Source organism: Clostridium sp. BL-8 (assembly GCF_002006495.1).
Lineage (GTDB): Bacteria > Bacillota > Clostridia > Clostridiales > Clostridiaceae > Clostridium.
Genome location: NZ_LZZL01000031.1, coordinates 14,909 through 32,465, shown reverse-complemented (window position 1 = coordinate 32,465; position 17,557 = coordinate 14,909). Strand labels below are relative to the sequence as shown.

At 29.7% G+C, this 17,557-nt stretch carries 14 protein-coding genes; 8 read left to right on the top strand and 6 right to left on the bottom strand.

Annotated features, from left to right (window positions below; translation table 11 throughout):
* The first annotated feature begins 29 nt into the window (after positions 1-29).
* The 4 genes from CLOBL_RS12225 (at position 30) to CLOBL_RS12210 (ending at position 4,034) form a co-directional block, all read left to right on the top strand.
* Positions 30-797 (top strand): ABC transporter ATP-binding protein, encoded by a 768-nt coding sequence (locus tag CLOBL_RS12225; protein WP_077859293.1) that lies wholly within the window; start codon positions 30-32, stop codon positions 795-797.
* Positions 790-1,614, top strand: coding sequence for an ABC transporter permease (locus CLOBL_RS12220; RefSeq protein ID WP_077859292.1), 825 nt, complete (start codon positions 790-792; stop codon positions 1,612-1,614). Before CLOBL_RS12225 ends, CLOBL_RS12220 begins: the two co-directional genes overlap by 8 nt.
* A 242-nt stretch (positions 1,615-1,856) precedes the next feature.
* Positions 1,857-2,699, top strand: coding sequence for a YitT family protein (locus CLOBL_RS12215; RefSeq protein ID WP_077859291.1), 843 nt, complete (start codon positions 1,857-1,859; stop codon positions 2,697-2,699).
* 183 nt (positions 2,700-2,882) lie between these two features.
* Positions 2,883-4,034 (top strand): hypothetical protein, encoded by a 1,152-nt coding sequence (locus tag CLOBL_RS12210; RefSeq protein WP_077859290.1) that lies wholly within the window; start codon positions 2,883-2,885, stop codon positions 4,032-4,034.
* A gap of 91 nt (positions 4,035-4,125) precedes the next feature.
* Here the strand turns inward: CLOBL_RS12210 and CLOBL_RS12205 are convergent, their stop codons facing one another.
* From CLOBL_RS12205 to CLOBL_RS12190, 4 genes are all read right to left on the bottom strand, one after another.
* Complete coding sequence (locus tag CLOBL_RS12205; protein ID WP_077859289.1) at positions 4,126-4,734, bottom strand: flavin reductase family protein; 609 nt, start codon at positions 4,732-4,734, stop codon at positions 4,126-4,128.
* Between the two features lie 123 nt (positions 4,735-4,857).
* Positions 4,858-6,183 (bottom strand): D-alanyl-D-alanine carboxypeptidase, encoded by a 1,326-nt coding sequence (locus CLOBL_RS12200; RefSeq protein ID WP_077859288.1) that lies wholly within the window; start codon positions 6,181-6,183, stop codon positions 4,858-4,860.
* Between the two features lie 152 nt (positions 6,184-6,335).
* Positions 6,336-7,058 (bottom strand): type 1 glutamine amidotransferase, encoded by a 723-nt coding sequence (locus tag CLOBL_RS12195; protein WP_077859287.1) that lies wholly within the window; start codon positions 7,056-7,058, stop codon positions 6,336-6,338.
* A 14-nt stretch (positions 7,059-7,072) separates the two neighbouring features.
* Positions 7,073-8,431 (bottom strand): Mur ligase family protein, encoded by a 1,359-nt coding sequence (locus tag CLOBL_RS12190; protein WP_077859286.1) that lies wholly within the window; start codon positions 8,429-8,431, stop codon positions 7,073-7,075.
* A gap of 367 nt (positions 8,432-8,798) precedes the next feature.
* Here CLOBL_RS12190 and zapA point away from each other — a divergent pair, with 367 nt between their 5' ends.
* The 4 genes from zapA (at position 8,799) to CLOBL_RS12170 (ending at position 16,296) form a co-directional block, all read left to right on the top strand.
* Positions 8,799-10,427, top strand: a complete 1,629-nt coding sequence (zapA, locus tag CLOBL_RS12185; protein WP_077859285.1) for a cell division protein ZapA — start codon at positions 8,799-8,801, stop codon at positions 10,425-10,427.
* Between the two features lie 70 nt (positions 10,428-10,497).
* Positions 10,498-12,864, top strand: a complete 2,367-nt coding sequence (locus tag CLOBL_RS12180; RefSeq protein WP_077859284.1) for a U32 family peptidase — start codon at positions 10,498-10,500, stop codon at positions 12,862-12,864.
* A 136-nt stretch (positions 12,865-13,000) separates the two neighbouring features.
* Positions 13,001-15,361, top strand: coding sequence for an endonuclease MutS2 (locus tag CLOBL_RS12175; RefSeq protein WP_077859283.1), 2,361 nt, complete (start codon positions 13,001-13,003; stop codon positions 15,359-15,361).
* A gap of 212 nt (positions 15,362-15,573) precedes the next feature.
* Positions 15,574-16,296 (top strand): DUF523 domain-containing protein, encoded by a 723-nt coding sequence (locus CLOBL_RS12170; protein WP_077859282.1) that lies wholly within the window; start codon positions 15,574-15,576, stop codon positions 16,294-16,296.
* Positions 16,297-16,376: 80 nt separating this feature from the next.
* Here the strand turns inward: CLOBL_RS12170 and CLOBL_RS12165 are convergent, their stop codons facing one another.
* Together CLOBL_RS12165 and CLOBL_RS12160 are read right to left on the bottom strand one after the other, a co-directional pair.
* Entirely contained in the window at positions 16,377-17,027 is a 651-nt protein-coding gene (locus CLOBL_RS12165) for a DUF4318 domain-containing protein (RefSeq protein WP_077859281.1), read from the bottom strand.
* Positions 17,027-17,476: a LytTR family DNA-binding domain-containing protein gene (locus CLOBL_RS12160; RefSeq protein WP_077859280.1), complete on the bottom strand. Its 450-nt coding sequence runs from the start codon at positions 17,474-17,476 to the stop codon at positions 17,027-17,029. The genes CLOBL_RS12165 and CLOBL_RS12160 overlap by 1 nt, the downstream gene beginning before the upstream one ends.
* Positions 17,477-17,557 lie beyond the last annotated feature (81 nt).

The window sequence follows — 17,557 nt, the reverse complement described above, 5'->3', positions numbered from 1 at the left end:
ACATAAAGATGAGAAGGTGGTGATTTTATTTGAGCTTGTTAAAAATATCAAATATATCTATGAATTATCATTCTGTTAAAGGAGAAACACCGGCTTTAAAAAATATAAACTTTGAAGTTGATAGTGGAGAATTCATTTCAATATTGGGACCATCTGGTTGTGGAAAATCTACCTTATTAAATATAATGAGTGGATTATTAGAACCATCTCAAGGTCAGGTTCTATACAAAGGTGAGGAGATAAAGAAAAACTTAGATAAAATAGGTTATATGTTTCAAAAAGATCATCTTTTTGAATGGAATACGGTTTGGGAAAATGTAATTCTTGGATTAAAAATAAAGAAAAAATTAACTGATGAAGCAAAATCCAGAGTTAATGAATTGTTAGATGCTTATGGTTTATTAAGATTTAAAAATCATTATCCAAGCGAATTATCAGGGGGAATGAGGCAAAGAGTCGCACTTATAAGGACGTTGGCGTTAAATCCAGAAATACTATTTTTAGATGAACCATTTTCTGCCTTAGATTATCAGTCTAGACTAATAGTTTGCGATGATGTTTATAAGATAATAAAGACTGAAAAGAAGACGGCGGTAATGGTAACTCATGACATAGCAGAAGCTACTTCCATGTCGGAAAAGGTAATAGTATTATCTAAAAGACCATCTAATGTAAAGGTAGAGGTGCCTATTTATTTTAATCAAGATGATTTAACTCCATTCCAAAAGAGAAAAGATGTAAAATTTAGCGATTACTTTAACATGCTATGGAAGGAGCTTGATCAAGGAAATGTTTAAGAAAAAAGTAGCACAAGAAGGAAAATTAACGAAGGAACATGAGCTATTTCTAAAAAAAGTTGAGAAAGATAGAAGATGGATAGCTATAAGCAGGGTCCTAATACTTGTTATTTTTATTGCCTTATGGCAGATAGCTGCTACTTTTAAGTGGATTGATCCATTTTTGACTTCCAGTCCGGTTAGAGTAGTTGAATCCTTCATATCTTTATATGAAGATGGCAGTTTATTTAAGCATATAGGTGTTACCTGTTATGAGACTATTTTAGGGTTCTCCTTGGGTGAAATATTCGGGGTATTAATAGCTGTGATTTTGTGGTGGTGTCCTCGAGCATCAAAGATATTAGATCCATATTTAGTAGTGTTAAATGCACTTCCTAAGGTTGCTTTGGCTCCAATTATAATATTTTGGATTGGAAATGGTATGCCGGCTATAATTGTTATTGCGCTTTTAATATCAATTATAACAACAATAATAAGTGTACTAACAGGTTTCAATGAGATAGATAAAGAAAAAATTATGCTAATGAATACATTTAGAGCTACTAAGTTGCAAATATTAAGATATCTAATATTTCCATATTCAATTCCTATTTTCATTTCGGCATTAAAAATAAATGTAGGGTTATCCTGGGTTGGCGTAATAATGGGAGAGTTTCTTGTAGCTAGAAATGGGCTTGGATTTTTAATAGTATATGGAGGGCAGGTTGCCCAATTAGATATGGTAATGATGAGTATAGTAATTCTTTCTATTATCGCTTTCATAATGTATGAAATTGTTGCAATAATGGAAAAGAAGTTGGTTAGAAATAGAAATTAGATTATTGTTTTCACTTGTGTCATGGGCTTTCTCTTAAGAAAAACATTCTTAGGAGAAAGCTTATAATATATTCAAAGCTTATAAAAAATCGCATATTTGATAATTATTTTAATTAAACGGTAGGAATAGCTTTATTTTTTTCATATAGTTGGGTAATATATGTATAGAAATATGAAAAATCTTATAATATAACTATATTTTTCAGGTATATATAACAACTTTATGACAAAATGGAGGAGAATATGAAAAAATTAAAAGAATATGGAATCATAACAATAGGAGTAATATTAGTAGTAATAGCACTTGAATTTTTTTTCTTTCCTAACAGAATAGCTTCAGGAGGAGTTTCAGGATTGGCGCTTGTAATTAATAATATTTTAGGAATTGAAACAGGAACTATTATGGTAGTGAGTAATGTAATATTATTTATATTGGCGTTTGCTCTTATTGGGGGAAGCTTTGGAATTAAGAGCATGTATGCAGCTTTTGGATTATCATTTATATTAGCGATTATGGATAAGATTTATACTCCAGTAGCTTTTACGGATAATTTAATGCTTGCATCAATATTTGGAAGTGTACTTTTGGCATTTGGGACAGCAATTATGCTTACTCAAGATGCAACAACCGGTGGAACAAGTATCATAGCAAAAATTTTAAATAAATATTTAAATATTGATTTTGGGAAAAGTCTTTTAATTTCTGATTCTGTAGTGGTACTCCTTGCAATGTATACTTTTGGTAGGGAATTAGCGTTGTTTGGATTAGTCAGCATATATTTAACAGGGACTTTAATTGATAAGTTCATAGATGGATTCAATGTGTCAAAGCAGATTATGGTGTTTACTGAAAATGAAAGACTTATTTCAGATTACATAATTAATGAGATAGATAAGGGATGTACAGTGTTTTATGGCAAGGGTGGATATACTGGGAAAAGTAATTGTGTGGTTTTAACTATATTAAAAAGAAGCCAATTTATAAAATTAAAGCAATTTATTAAAAATAATGATCCAGAAGCATTTATTACAGTAAATGAAACAAGTGAGGTTTTAGGAAAAGGCTTTAAAAGTTTAGAAAATTAGGCATACTTAATAAAAAAATACATTTATATAGCTTATTATTAGGAATGGCACTATAGCATAGGTTTACTAATATTTACTTGTTGATTATAAGATTAGCGGCAAATTATAATTAAGCATATAAGCTAAATTATTTATAAAACTATTGAAAATGTAAATAATAAGATATGTGGGAGACAAGCAAATATGGCAGAAGAGGAATTACTTATAACTTATGGAGTAGGATATGCTTTTGAAAAAAGCAAATTATTAATTGTTTCAGAAATTGAAGAAAAAGTTATATTAAAAAGAGAGCTGGATATTCTTAAAGAAATTAATGTGATTAATAAGTTTCAAGAAAGTCTACATGAAAAATGCGATTCTAAATTTCCTAAAAATTATATTGTAAATGTTGAAGAAGCTTTAGAAGAAAAATTATCAAAGACTATACCAATAATTACTTCAATAAAAACTAAAAATGCTAAAAAACAAGACTATCTTATGGATGAATATATTAAAAGAGATCTAAGTCAGATTCGTTTAAGAAGAGAAGGATATATACAGAAAGATTCAAATTTAATAAAAGAATACTTAGATACCTGCAGTATGAATTTTGGAAAAAGTATAGAGGAAAAAAAAGAAAATATTCTAAAATATAATAAGATAATCTTGAAATTTATTTTAACCTCTAGTGTTGGAAATGATTTTAGTGATTTTTTAAAAAAACAAGGACAAGCTGTGAAAGAAAAAATAGATCAGTCAATAGGAAAAAAGTTAGAGGATGTACTTGAAAGTGAGCATTTAATAAAAAAGAAATATAAAGATTTGGATTTCTTAAATTTGTTGTTGTTTCTTGAAGAATGGCAAAAGAAATATTTTACTTGGGATGGAAAATATACAAGTTTGATGTCATCTATAAGTAAGGATGGAAAGAAATATAGCAATTCAAATTATGAAATAAAGGAATCTGTGATTTCGTTTATTAAAAAGAATAAGTATTTATATTTCACATTTGGCAGGTATAATAAAGAAAATATATTTATAACCTTGAATCATGAAAAGTACTGTAAAAAAAATCAAGAAAAAGGACTTAATTCAAGTGAAGGTAATGAGCAAAGATATATGTCTTTAGAGAAAAAAGAAGGAAATCTATATGAAATTACTTCAAATGATTTTCAAGAAATTGATTTAGATTATAATAAGGAATTAGGATACTTACTTTCTTATGATGACGATGAGAATGTACATATTTCGCTTGTTATATATGATAAAAAAAATGAAGAAGTAACTTATGTAAATAAGTATGATTCTTTTAAAAATGAGATGATTAAAGCATTAGAGGAACATTTTATATTATAGGACTTATCTACCTATAAAAAGGACTGCTTCAAAATAATTATTAGTATAGAATAATTATCTTGAAACAGCCTTTTTCAATGTTTAGAAGAAACTATTTCTCAGATTGATTTTGAAGATTTCTACGCTTTTTAGTTTTCTTTTTCATAACAGAAAATCCAAAAGAGCCAGTAGGCCTCTTTGCAAGAGGATAATATTCTCCATGGCAATAAGACATCATATTTGCATCTTCAAAATGAATTTTGCCTTTATCATCAAATAGATCTTTATTAACATGAGATCCAATTACTTCAGCTATAAACATATCATGAGTTCCAAGCGGAATTATGTTTTTTACTTTACATTCAATATTTATATGACATTCATTTATGTAAGGGACTGAAATGTTACTGCTTTCAATTAAGGTAAATCCCATCTCAGTGATTTTATCATTTTTTTTGCCAGATCTAACTCCACAGTAATCTACTTTTTTTACTAAATCTGAACCAGGTAAATTTACTACAAATTCCATAGTCTCTTTTATATATTCATAGGACAATCTTTCAGGTCTTACAGAAATATAAAGCATAGGAGGCTTTGTATTTATAGTACCAGTCCATCCAACAGTAAAAACGTTAATTTTTCCAGCTTTATTTTTGGAAGTTACCAAAACTACGGGTACTGGGTTTAAAATTACACTTCCTTTAAGATCAATTTTATCCATTTTCAATTTAACTCCTTTAAAGAAAAGCATCTCCAAATAATTAGAACGTATACCGCCTATTTATTTAAAGATGCTTTATATAGATTGCATTAAAACAAATTAAAATATTAATTTGTTAAGTTATTAATATCTTCGTCTTTTATTTGAACGGCCATAATAACTTTTCTTTTTACGTCTAGAGTTAGCAGCCATATTTTTAATAAGAACCACTAAAGTAATTATTATAGCTATTACTACGATAGTTGCAATATATGTAAGTAAATTATCTTTAATTAGGCTTCCAAGAGAAACATCTACTGTACCTGCAACTTCTTCAGAATGATTTCTTGTAGTATAAGTTAATTTAGCATTTTTATTAAAAAGTAAACTCCATGCACTAGAATCTGTTCCATCATAAGTAATTTGAGATTCAGCATCATTAATGTCATTTTTGTAGTAATTTACATCTTGAGTTAGTTTAAGTGGTACTGAAATAGTTTTAGTAGGTCCAAATACAATAAAGGGCTTATATTTTACTTCAGCAGTTCCTACATTTTCACCACTTGTTTTGTAAACTTGTTTTGTAGCAGCGTAACTATAATTCATGATAGCATCCATATCATTAAATTTAGTCATATCAGCATTATCAAGCTGTCTGCTTTTAAGAACAACACCAATTATTTGGCGTCCATCTCTCTCATATACAGTAACTAAGCATCCACCTGCTTCATTAGTAGTTCCAGTTTTACCTGCAAGATTACCGTTTTTGCCAAGAGTTACATTTCTATTTTCTAGAATCAATCTAGAATTTTTAATTGTTACAGGAGCTGTTGGAAGTTCCATAGTTGATCTTTCCCAGTCATTTGCAAAAGCTGCCTTCATGATTAAAGAAAGATCATATGCTGTAGTATAATGGTTTGGATCATGCAAGCCATTAGGAGTAACAAAGTTACTGTGAGTAGCTCCAAGTTCCTTTGCTCTTTTATTCATTAAATCAGCAAAGGCTTTGGCATCACCAGATATATTGTCAGCAATTACATATGCAGTATCGTTACCAGAGAATAAAAGTAGTCCTTTCATTATGTCATCAGCACCTACTTTATCACCAGGCTGCATAGTGTTGTGCATATAATTTAGGTTTATCGAATATTCAGGCTGCTCTTTTGCAGATTTAGTATATTCAAGTTCGTCAGTTGGTTTCTTATTTTCAGATAACAAAAGACCAGTTAATAGCTTAGTTGTACTTGCAGGATATCTTTTGCTATCGGCATCCTTACAATAAATAACTTCCCCTGTTTCTAAATCCATTGTTAATGCTGCTTCAGCTTTAATATCTGGTAAGTTTTGTGCTGAAGTCTCAGTTTTAGGTGTTGTATTTGAATTTGCTGCGTAACTTGCTATAGCCAATGGACTAAATAATGAAAGAGAAAGGGTTAATGCAAGTGCTTTTAAAATTGATTTTTTTTTCAAGTCAAATCTCTCCAATTCTATTTAAACGTATGAGGCATATTAAAAAATAGACATGCCATAAGTATATTGAAACATTTCTAGTATATCATTTATGTAAATCTATAACAATAAATGATATGTAAAATTTTAATGCAATATATTACATTTTGCTGTTATTTTAAGCGCTCTATTATAGAATTTTTAGCTTTTAGTTCAAATTCGTCATCTAAAGTATCTAGCTGAACATCGTTGCCGTATTTATTTTTTAACGCTATGCTTAAGAGCCTATCAGCGAATTCGGGATTCTTAGAAAGAAAAGAACCATGAAAATATGAGCCAAAGGTATTTTTGTAAATACAGCCTTCAAAACCATCTTCTCCATTATTACCATACCCATGAATACACTTTCCAAGTGGGGTATGATTATTTATATAAGTTCTTCCAGAATGATTTTCAAAACCTACATAAGTTTCATTAAATTCCTCATTGAATATTTCTGTATTTCCGATAAATCTTGTGTCTCCACCTTCACTATAAACATCCAAAATTCCAATACCATCTATCTTTTCGCCGTTTGGAGCAGTATAATATTTACCTAACAGTTGGTATCCTCCACAGATAGCAAGCATAACTTTTCCATTTTCAATGAAACTAGTCAAAGCTTCTTTTTTTATTTCGTTTAAATCCTTTGAAACTATAGACTGTTCATAATCCTGACCGCCGCCAAAGAAGATGATGTCCACATTTTCTTCATCGATATTTTCACCTAAAGAAGAATTAATTATATTTACATCAATTCCTCTAAGAGCTGCTCTATGCTTTAGAATAAGTACATTGCCTAAATCACCATATACATTTAATAAATCTGGGTATAAATGACAAATAGTTAATTCCATAATTTCTTATCTCCTTACCATAATTTATTGATGTAACCTTTTGAATGAAGATATTTTCTATAATTTATCATTGCAGTATAAGTTGCAAGGATGTATATTTTCTTTGTGGTTGAATCTTTAATTTTATTTGTTAATTCTTCATAATCTTCTTTTAAAACAAATTTATCAACGCTCAGCCCTGCAACCTTTAATCTTACAGCCATATCATACATTCTAAGCCCTGATACAAAAATATCTTTAATATTTAGAGCAGATATCTTTTCAAAATCTACATCCCATATCCAGGAAACATCACGACCGTCAGCATAATTATCATTTAACATGAATACCGCTGAAAATTCATCCTTGTTTAAAGCAAGAATATCTAAAGCTTGGTTATATCCAGCAGGATTTTTAACTAAGATAATCTGTACATCCTTATTTCCTAATGTTATCTGCTCCTGTCTGCCGAAGCTTGAACTTTGGTTTTGAAGTGATGTTTTGATAACTGAATCAGATACACCAAGTTCTTTGGTAATTGCAAAAGCACACAAAGCATTATATATATTATAAGCCCCTGATTGACTTATAAAGACTTCACAATCATTAATCAAAACGGAAGAATTCTCAGGAGTTAAATCAAAGATTTTATTTACAGCATATTGAAGCTCTGCACGTTTATACCCACACTCCGGACAATAAAAGTCGCCTAAATGATTATAAGTAACTAAATTATAGGAATAAGGAGCTTTACAAAATTTACAGAACTTTGCATCAGCATTTAAATCTAAAGAAGTATTTTCCTTAACAGGAGTATTGAAACCATAATATACTATTGGATTTTTAATCTCTAATCTGCCAAGCAAAGATTCATCTCCATTTAAAACAAGTTTTGATGTTGGTACTTTTTCTATTCCCTCCATTATTTTAACCAAGGTAGTATAAACTTCGCCATATCTATCTAATTGATCTCTAAATAAGTTGGTTACAGTTATTATTTCAGGAGCTAGATGTTCTGTAATAAACTTAACATTGGCTTCATCTACTTCTATTACTGCGTACGGATTTTCTTTCTTTCTAAAAAAAGAGTAATTTGAAACAAAACAAGCCACGATTCCAGGATACATATTAGCACCAGTATTATTAGTAATAACATTGAATTTGTTTTCTTTTAAGATATTATAAATCATACTGGTCGTGGTTGTCTTTCCGTTAGTTCCAGTTACTAAGATAACTCTATATCCTTTACTGACCTTTTTTAATATTGACTTATCAATTTTTAATGCTATTCTACCAGGAAAATTACTTCCGCCTTTTACAACATGTTTCGCAAGAAATGCAGTAATTTTCGATAATAATATGCTTAAAATGGATTTAATATTAATTTTACTCACCGTCCAATTCTAGTTTTATAATAAGAATGATTAACACAATAAAGTAATGTTAATCATTTAGGCACATGAACTTTTTATTTTTTTGATTGTGCCTTAAATAACACTAAACAATAAAATAATCAAAATAAGTATAGCACAAAAACTAATAACTACGAAAATATTTTTGGTAAGAAAATATACTTAAATTAATTAGCGATAAAATAGAGAATTATATCTTAATAATTAAAAAAAATGTGAATTGAATTTTTGATGATAAATAATCTTAAGAAAAAGTGAAGAATTCGTACTTTGTTGGGCATATATAATTGTTTTATTAAGGAATATACAATATAATTAAGTGAGACAAAGAATTTTACGAGGTGTTATTATGATCAAGGTAACAGTTAACATAAATGGTATCAATTACAACCTAAAAGGGGAAAAAGATGAAAAATATTTGCTAGGGGTGGCAAATTTTGTAGATACAAGAATTAAAGAAATAATATCAAATAGAGCAGGCTTAAGTTCGACTGCAGCTGCAGTTTTGACTGCAGTAAATATAGCAGATGAACTTTATGAATGTGATTTGCAATTGGACAAGTATATAAAAGATAAAGAAGATATTATAGCAGAAAATGACGATCTAAAGAAAAAGTTGAGTGAGCTAAGCTTGAAATTAGAAAGTTCTGTTAAAGATACTGCAAGTATTAAAGCTGATTTTGAGGAGAAGGAAAAGGCGCTGCAGATAAAATATAAAGATGCAGATTCAGCTTTCAATTCATTGAATAATACCATAAACGATCTTAAAGCTCAAAATCAAAAGTTAATTGCAGAATATAAATCAATAGCAGATGAACTTAATAAAAAGAAAAACATTAATGAGGCATTAAGTAAAGAAGTAAGTGAAATTAAAGAAAAAAATAAAAGCCTTTATAAAAAAATTGATGAAGTTAAAAGTAATGAACAAAAATTGAATAGGGAATTACAGGTATCTGCTGAAAGAGCAAAAACTTTAATAAGTGAAATGGGAGAAATCAATAAGGAAAAAGAGATAATAAATAATGAATTAAGCGAAATTAATACTAAGAATTTAGAATTGCATAAAAAATATGAATTATGTAAGGAAAATGAACAAAAACTAAATGAAGAGTGCATTAGCTACAATAAACAGATTGAAGAGTATAAAATAAAATTAGAAGAACAAGTAAGTTTTAGGAATGAAATCACTTTAAAGTTTGAGGAAGAGAAAGAGGAGCTCAATAGGCAGTTAACTGATTTAAATGAAGCATCAAACAATAAAATTGCAGAATGCGATGAACAATTAAATAAGTTGACTAGAGAGAATGAAACTTTGTCAAATCAAATTAATACAATGAATGAGGAAAAAGTTGATTTAGAAACTGAAATTTCTAAATTAAAAGGTGATCAAGAAATATTAAATAATGAGATTAATAATTTAAGAGATGCTAATGATGCGTTATCACAAGAAATAGAAAAAGGCGATAGAACAAAGGAAGTTTTACAGGAAGAATTAGAACTTACAAGAAGTAGTAATGAAAAATTAAAATTCCAAGTTAATGAAGCTAAGGTAGAATATGAAAAGAAAATTAATTCTAAGGTTGAAGAAATAGAAGAATTGAGCAAAGAATTGGAAAATATGGACCGTGAATTAAGAAGAGTCAAAGAAGAACTTGGCAGTAAAGAAAGGGCAGTGGAAAGATTAGAAAAAGAACTAGAAGATAAAGAAAGTATCTTTCTAAAACTAAAAAAAGAAATAGAGGCTAAAGAAAATGACTTGGATTCAAGTCAAGGATCTATAGAGGATTTAAAAGAAGAAATTTCAGAATTAGTAAAAGAAAGAGATGAACTAACTAATATAAACAACACACTTAATCAAGAAGCTAAAAATTTTCAACATAGGGTTTTTGAATTGCAGGCTAAAGTTATAGATGCAGAAATAGAAGTAGCAAAAGTTAAAAAAGAGCAGGTAGGACCTATTGTTAAAAAGAGAAGGTAAGGCATTACGAAAGAAATAGGTGGCGGATTTACTTGTTATTTTTTGATTATGCCTAAGTAAAAGGAGAGACATGAATAAAATTGAGTTATTATCTCCAGCGGGAAGCATGGAGAGTTTAATTGCAGCAATAAACAATGGAGCGGATGCAATATATCTTGGAGGCAGTAAGTTTTCAGCAAGAGCTTACGCCTCAAATTTTGATAATGAAACTATGATGAAGGCATTAGATTATGCTCATAGTTATAATGTAAAGGTGTATGTTACAATCAATACACTTTTAAAACAAAATGAACTAAAAGAAGCGCTAAAATATGTAGGATATCTCTATGAAATTGGAGTAGATGCATTAATAATTCAAGATGTAGGCTTAATAAGTCTGATTAAGGATGTGTACCCAGATTTTGAATTACATGCATCAACTCAAATGACAATTCATAATGCAGAAGGAGCTTTATATTTTAAAGAAAAGGGCTTAGAAAGAATAGTTTTATCAAGAGAGCTTTCATTAGAGGAAATAAAGTATATTTCAAAAGACTTGGGAATAGAAACTGAAATATTTGTACATGGAGCTTTATGCGTATGTTATTCAGGACAATGTTTGATGAGTTCTATGATTGGTGGGAGAAGCGGAAATAGAGGAAGATGTGCACAGCCTTGCAGGATGCAATATACTTTAAAAGGCGAAACTTTAGGTGAGAGAAAAGGATATCTTTTAAGTCCTAAGGATACATGCTTAATTGAAGATATAGATGCAATAATAAAGAGTGGAACAGCATCATTAAAGGTTGAAGGAAGAATGAAAAAACCCGAGTATGTTGCAGGTGTTACACGAAATTATAGAAAATCAATTGATAAAGTATCAAAAAATACAAAGTTTGATCTTCAAAAAGGAAGAAGAGAACTGGCAAAATTATTTAATAGGGAAGGCTTTGCTAAAGCATATTTATATAAAAATACAGGAAAAGATATGATGAGTTATAATTATCCTAAAAATACAGGAGTATTTATAGGGCAAATTATGAATGATGGAGAAATCATATTAGAAGAAGATGTGTTTTTAGGAGATGGAATAAGATTTGCAGCTGATGATGGATTTACTTTAAGTAAAATCTTAAAGAATAATAACGAAGTTAAAGAAGCACACAGGGGAGAGAAGGTTAAATTATTTCCAACTGGGGGCTATAAAAAAGGCTACAAGCTTTATAAGATGTCAGATAAAAAGTTATATGATGAATTAAAAGAAGATTTAAAGCAGTATAAGAGAAAAATAAATTTAGTAGGGGAAGTTGAGTTTAAGGTTAATTCACCACTTTGCATTAAAACTAAGTTGAATGGAAAAGAACATAAGGTTTATGGTGAACTAGTTGAAGCTGCTCAAAATAAGCCATTAACAAGAGATAGAGTTGAAGAAGCCTTAAGTAAGTCAGGAGAAATTCCTTACAAATTTGATGAAATAATTTTTGATGAGTTCGACGAAGGATTTATAAGGATAGCAGCTATAAATAATTTAAGAAGAGAGCTATTTGAAAAGATATTAAAGGAAGAGGTAAGCTCATATAGAAGAAAAAGAGTTCTAGAGACTCCAAAAGCAAAAAATAAAAAATGTGATGAAGATTTAGGATATATTTACAGCTGCATTACAAAGGGTCAATTGAAGGCATTGGTAGAAAATCCTGAAATTCAGAATATTGCATTGAATATATTTTTCAGTAAGTTGAAAGATTCTTTGAATAAAGGAGATTTGAAGAATTTATATGAACAAGGCTTAAAGGATAAAAATATATATCTAAAGGTGCCTAATATAATTAAAGGTGAATTTAATTATGTGGTCAATGTCATAGAAGAATTAATGCCTTATATAAAAGGAATAATAACATCAAATGCTGGCATAATAAAAATTTATAAAGATAAATTGTTTATAATAGGTGATTATAAACTAAATATCTTTAATAAAGAAGCTGCGGAATTCTATGCAGAAGATGTTGATATTCCATGCTTAAGTTTAGAGTTAAATAGAAAAGAAATAAAGGAAATAACTAAAAGTGTTAATTGTAAAGTCGGAATTAACATTTATGGTAAAACTGAACTAATGATTAGCGAATATTGCCCTATTGGAAGTACTTTTGGCAATAAATCATCAAAGAAGGAATGCAATAAAGTATGTATGAAGGATACCTTTAAATTAAAAGACAGGATGAATGAAAGTTTCAGTGTATTATGTGATAATAGCTGCAGAAGTTATATTTTAAATTCGTTAGCTACAAACCTAATTGATGAAATAGAAGAACTTAAGTCCTTTAATATTAAAAATTTTAGGGTAGATTTTAAGGATGAGACTTACGAAGAAGTTGTCAATGTATTAGAACAAATTTCTAATAAAAAGAAGAATGAAGATAATAAATATACAAAAGGCCACTATAAACGAGGCGTTGAATAACAGTTCACAGTTTATAGTGCACAGTTAACAGTTGAGAATGAAATTTTTTAGAATTTCCTAAATATGTATTAGTCAAATTCTGAAAAAATTTGTTCTGTAACTGTAAACTGTTAACTGAGCTAAGGGGTGTGATTAAATGAATGAAAGATCTCTAAGAATATTAGAGTTTAATAAAATAAAAGAGAAAATAAAAAAGTACGCAAGAACAAATGCGGGAAAAGAGCTTATTAATAAGCTTGAGCCATATAATAATTTATATGAAATAAATAATAAATTAGAGGAAACTAATGAAGCGCTTGAGATTTTAATTACAAAGGGGAATTTACCACTTGAAGGACTTAGCGATACTCATGAGGGTATTGAAAGAGCTAAAAAAGGTGGTACGTTAAGTCCGGAGCAATTGTTAAGAGTTGGTGGAATGCTTAGAGCTTCTAGAACTACGAAGGAATTTTTTAAAAGAGAAGAAGTAGAAAAAGCATACCCAAGGCTTGAAGATTTAGCATTTATATTAGTTCCAATAAAAACATTAGAAGCCGAAATAGAAAGAGCCATAGTTTCAGAAGATGAAATTAGTGATAAAGCTAGTCAAACTCTATATAATATAAGAAGGACTCTTAAGGAAAAAAATTCTTCAGTTAGAGAAAAAATAAGTTCTATAGTGAAGAGTAATTCAAAGTACCTGCAGGATGATTTGTATACCATGAGGGGAGACCGATATGTGCTTCCAGTAAAATCAGAATATAAGAGCCAGGTACCAGGACTTGTACATGATCAAAGCTCAACTGGTGCAACTTTTTTTATTGAGCCTATGAGCTTGGTTAATTTAAATAATGAAATAAGAGAATTAGTTCTTAAGGAGAAGGCTGAAATAGAAAGAATTCTTTCAGAGCTTTCCCAAAAGGTTAAGATGAATGCAGAACAATGCTTAAGCAATTTAAAGGTATTAGTTGAATTTGATTTTATATTTGCAAAAGCAAAATATGCTTCAGCCTTAAATGCAATAAAGCCAATAGTTAATGAAGATGGAACCTTCAGCATTTTGTCAGGAAGGCATCCTTTGATTGAAGGTGATAAGGTTGTGCCTTCTGATATTTATTTAGGAAAAGAATTTCAAACCTTAATGATAACAGGACCAAATACCGGAGGTAAAACCGTTACTATAAAAACTGTTGGATTGCTTCATATTATGGGTCTAAGTGGTCTTTTAATACCAGCTAGAGATAACTCTTCTATTGCCTTATTTAATGAAATTTTTGCTGATATAGGTGATGAACAAAGCATAGAGCAAAGTTTGTCTACATTTTCATCTCATATGACTAATATAGTAAATATTATGAAGCATGTGGATGATAAGTCTTTGGCATTATTTGATGAACTTGGAGCAGGTACAGATCCAGCAGAGGGTGCAGCGCTTGCGGTTTCAATATTGGAAACTCTAAGAAGCAGAGGAGCAAAGCTAATTGCAACTACTCATTATAGTGAACTTAAAGCTTATGCATTAAAGACTGACGGAGTTGAGAATGCTTCAGTTGAATTTGATATAGAAACTTTAAGGCCAACTTATAGATTATTAATTGGAGTTCCAGGAAAATCTAATGCTTTTGAAATATCTAAGAGATTAGGGCTTGTAGAAGGTGTAATAAAAAGAGCAAAAGAATATATGTCAGAAGAAAATCTTCAATTTGAGAATTTAATTAGAGATCTTCAAGAAAAGAGTATAATAGCTAAACAGGAAGCAAGGGAAGCTAGAATGCTTAAGGAACAGGCAGAAGAACTTAAGAAAAAATATGAGGAAAAGCTTGAAAAATTAGATAATACTAGAGAAAAGGCATATATGGATGCTAGACGTGAAGCAAAAGAGATAATATCAAATGCGAAAGATGAAGCAGATGAAATTCTAAAAGCTATGAGAGAACTTGAAAAACTAGGAATATCAAGTGGAGGAAGGCAAAGGCTTGAAGAAGAACGTAAAAAACTTAAAGATAGTTTAGAAGCAAAAGAAAAAGGCATTCACAATATGAAGGAAAATGAAGGTGAAGCTATAACCAAGGTTAACCTTGGAATGGAGGCTTTTCTTCCGTCATTAAATCAACAAGTAATAGTTACATCTCTTCCAGATAATAAAGGTGAAGTTCAAGTTGAAGCTGGAATCATGAAAATTAATGTTAAATTAAGTGATTTAAGAAAAACAAAAGTTACTAAAGAAGAAAAAGTAAGAAAGAAACGAGAAGTGAAGCTTAATTTAAGCAGTGTAGAATCAAGAGTGGATTTAAGAGGTATGGATGCTGAAGAAGCATGCTATAAAGCAGATAAATATTTAGATGATGCTTATAGAGCAAATTTGGGAGAAGTAACAATAGTTCATGGTAAAGGTACAGGAGTACTTAGAAAAGCTATAAATGATATGCTGAAGAGACACCCACATGTAAAATCATATAGACTAGGTGTTTATGGTGAAGGTGGAGATGGTGTTACTATGGTAGAATTAAAAGCCTAAGTATAAGCTTTAGAAGTTTAGTATTTAAGGTGTTATGAATATGGGATAAAATAACAGGTCAAAAATGCTATATATAACTGACTTGTTATTTTTTTTAATATACCGTAATATGTATTTAATAAGGTTATAAAATTTCGTTTAATGAAAAGATATAAAATGAAGTCGTAAATGTTAATCATTTACTAATTGTTGACTGAAATTGAGGTGATGCAATGTACATAATAAGTGCATGTTTATGTGGAGTTAATTGTAAATATAACGGAAAAAATAACTTGAATGAGAGATGCATGAAGTTATTTAGAGAAGGAAAAGCAGTTTTGGTGTGTCCAGAGCAGCTAGGAGGATTATCAACTCCAAGAAATCCAGTTGAACTAAATAATGAGGCAAATGAAGTGATAAATGGAAATGGAAAAGCACTGAGTAATAAAGGTGAAGATGTTACTAAACAATTTATAAATGGGGCAGATGAGACCTTAAGAATAGCCAAGGAACTTGGAGCTACTAAAGCAGTGTTAAAGGAGGGAAGTCCTTCATGCGGCTCTAATTATATATATGATGGCACATTTACAGGAAATAAAATTAAAGGTAAAGGGATAACGACGCAACTTCTGGAGAATGAGGGGATAACTGTATTTTCGGATGAAGATTTAGAGATAAACAATAGCAAATTAGTTTATCTTAATGAATTTGATAGAGAAAAGGCCAAAAAGAGAAGAATTTTTGAAATGGGAGAGGAAGAAGAGGAAGAAGAGTATTTTGATCTGACGGAGAATTTAGCAGATATGTCAGAATTACCTCCAAGCGTTGAAGAGAATGTGAAAAAACTTATGATTTCTTTAGCACGAGACTTGATGGGATTTGAAGAGATAGATGAAATTGCTGAAGCAACAGGCTTAAGTATCGAGGAAGTAGAAGAAATATTAAATAAGGAATAATTTAACATTTATAGCTATATTAAATTAGATACATAGTTACTAAATAATAGTAACATGTATCTAATTTTTTGTGGCGATAGTTATTCATTTGAAACTATATTATGAAACTCCAGTGTATATACAATACCTCCCATGATATCATAGTACTGTCCCAGTTTTACTACATACAGGGTGTTATTCATTTTTATTTTAGAAGGAATTCCGTATTCAAGGATCTCTAAAGAAAGATTATTTCTCTTGCAATAATTTTCAATTTCACCTATAAATCTACCTTCTGATTGAGGTTTTTCAGGCAAATCTTCAATTAGTACTCGTAAATGGTATTTTATACCAGAATTTAATTCGGTTGCGATTCTCTTTAAATATAGATAATTTAGAAACCATACTAAGAGTAAGATGCCTATATTGACCGTAATGATATCACGAATGAACTTAGGAATTAAAGCGGCACAAAACATAATAATTGCAGTAAAAATAAATATCCAATAAATAGCTGCAGCTCCTGAAAAAATATGATATCCATCTTTTATGAGAGTATTTCGATATACAAGCCATCGGATGAATATACCTATTAAGCAATAACCCAAAATTATTGGAATAAGAAAAGTGCCAATTGCTTTCAAATTCTGAATATCTCGTTGGATTAGCAAATTAATAACAGTGCTTAGAAATAGTATTACAGCAAGGAAAAGACCTTTTGATATAATTTCAACTCTATCTTCTTTTATCATTAATTTTTACCTCCAATCTTTGCTCTAAGGAGTCTTAGATATTTTCGGGAAATATATGTCTCCTCGCCATTATAAAATACTGCTTTCATTAACCCGTTTGCCAGGGGACTGTAATGTTCTACTTGTTTAAGATTCATTATGGCTGATTTTGAAATACGAACAAATTCTTCAGGAAGTATTTCTTCAAGTTCATAAAGTCTTTTTTTCACGTCATATATTTTCTTACCAGTGTGCACAAAGGATTTCTCTTGAATGGTTTCAATAAATAAAATATGCTCACAAGAAATAGAGTATTTTTCTTCTCCTAAAAAGCAAGGAAGTATTATAGATTTATAGGTTTCATTTTCAATAATCTCTTGCAATTTTATGATTTCAGGATGGCCTTTATAAATTCGAAGCACTGCACATTCTTCTTCTGGAGAATTTACATATTGTATTTTTACCTTCATGAATTATCATCCTCCTTTTCTATATAATACCTATTTTTTAATAGAATATCTATATTTGATAGGTTAGTGGTTGCAAATATT

What these genes read in the sequence shown, in the direction of transcription:
- CLOBL_RS12220 (WP_077859292.1), top strand. Translation starts at nt 790, where the DNA reads ATGTTTAAGAAAAAAGTAGCACAAGAAGGAAAATTAACGAAGGAACAT.
- CLOBL_RS12215 (WP_077859291.1), top strand. Translation starts at nt 1,857, where the DNA reads ATGAAAAAATTAAAAGAATATGGAATCATAACAATAGGAGTAATATTA.
- CLOBL_RS12210 (WP_077859290.1), top strand. Translation starts at nt 2,883, where the DNA reads ATGGCAGAAGAGGAATTACTTATAACTTATGGAGTAGGATATGCTTTT.
- CLOBL_RS12205 (WP_077859289.1), bottom strand. Translation starts at nt 4,734, where the DNA reads ATGGATAAAATTGATCTTAAAGGAAGTGTAATTTTAAACCCAGTACCC.
- CLOBL_RS12195 (WP_077859287.1), bottom strand. Translation starts at nt 7,058, where the DNA reads ATGGAATTAACTATTTGTCATTTATACCCAGATTTATTAAATGTATAT.
- zapA (WP_077859285.1), top strand. Translation starts at nt 8,799, where the DNA reads ATGATCAAGGTAACAGTTAACATAAATGGTATCAATTACAACCTAAAA.
- CLOBL_RS12180 (WP_077859284.1), top strand. Translation starts at nt 10,498, where the DNA reads ATGAATAAAATTGAGTTATTATCTCCAGCGGGAAGCATGGAGAGTTTA.
- CLOBL_RS12175 (WP_077859283.1), top strand. Translation starts at nt 13,001, where the DNA reads ATGAATGAAAGATCTCTAAGAATATTAGAGTTTAATAAAATAAAAGAG.
- CLOBL_RS12170 (WP_077859282.1), top strand. Translation starts at nt 15,574, where the DNA reads ATGTACATAATAAGTGCATGTTTATGTGGAGTTAATTGTAAATATAAC.
- CLOBL_RS12165 (WP_077859281.1), bottom strand. Translation starts at nt 17,027, where the DNA reads ATGATAAAAGAAGATAGAGTTGAAATTATATCAAAAGGTCTTTTCCTT.
- CLOBL_RS12160 (WP_077859280.1), bottom strand. Translation starts at nt 17,476, where the DNA reads ATGAAGGTAAAAATACAATATGTAAATTCTCCAGAAGAAGAATGTGCA.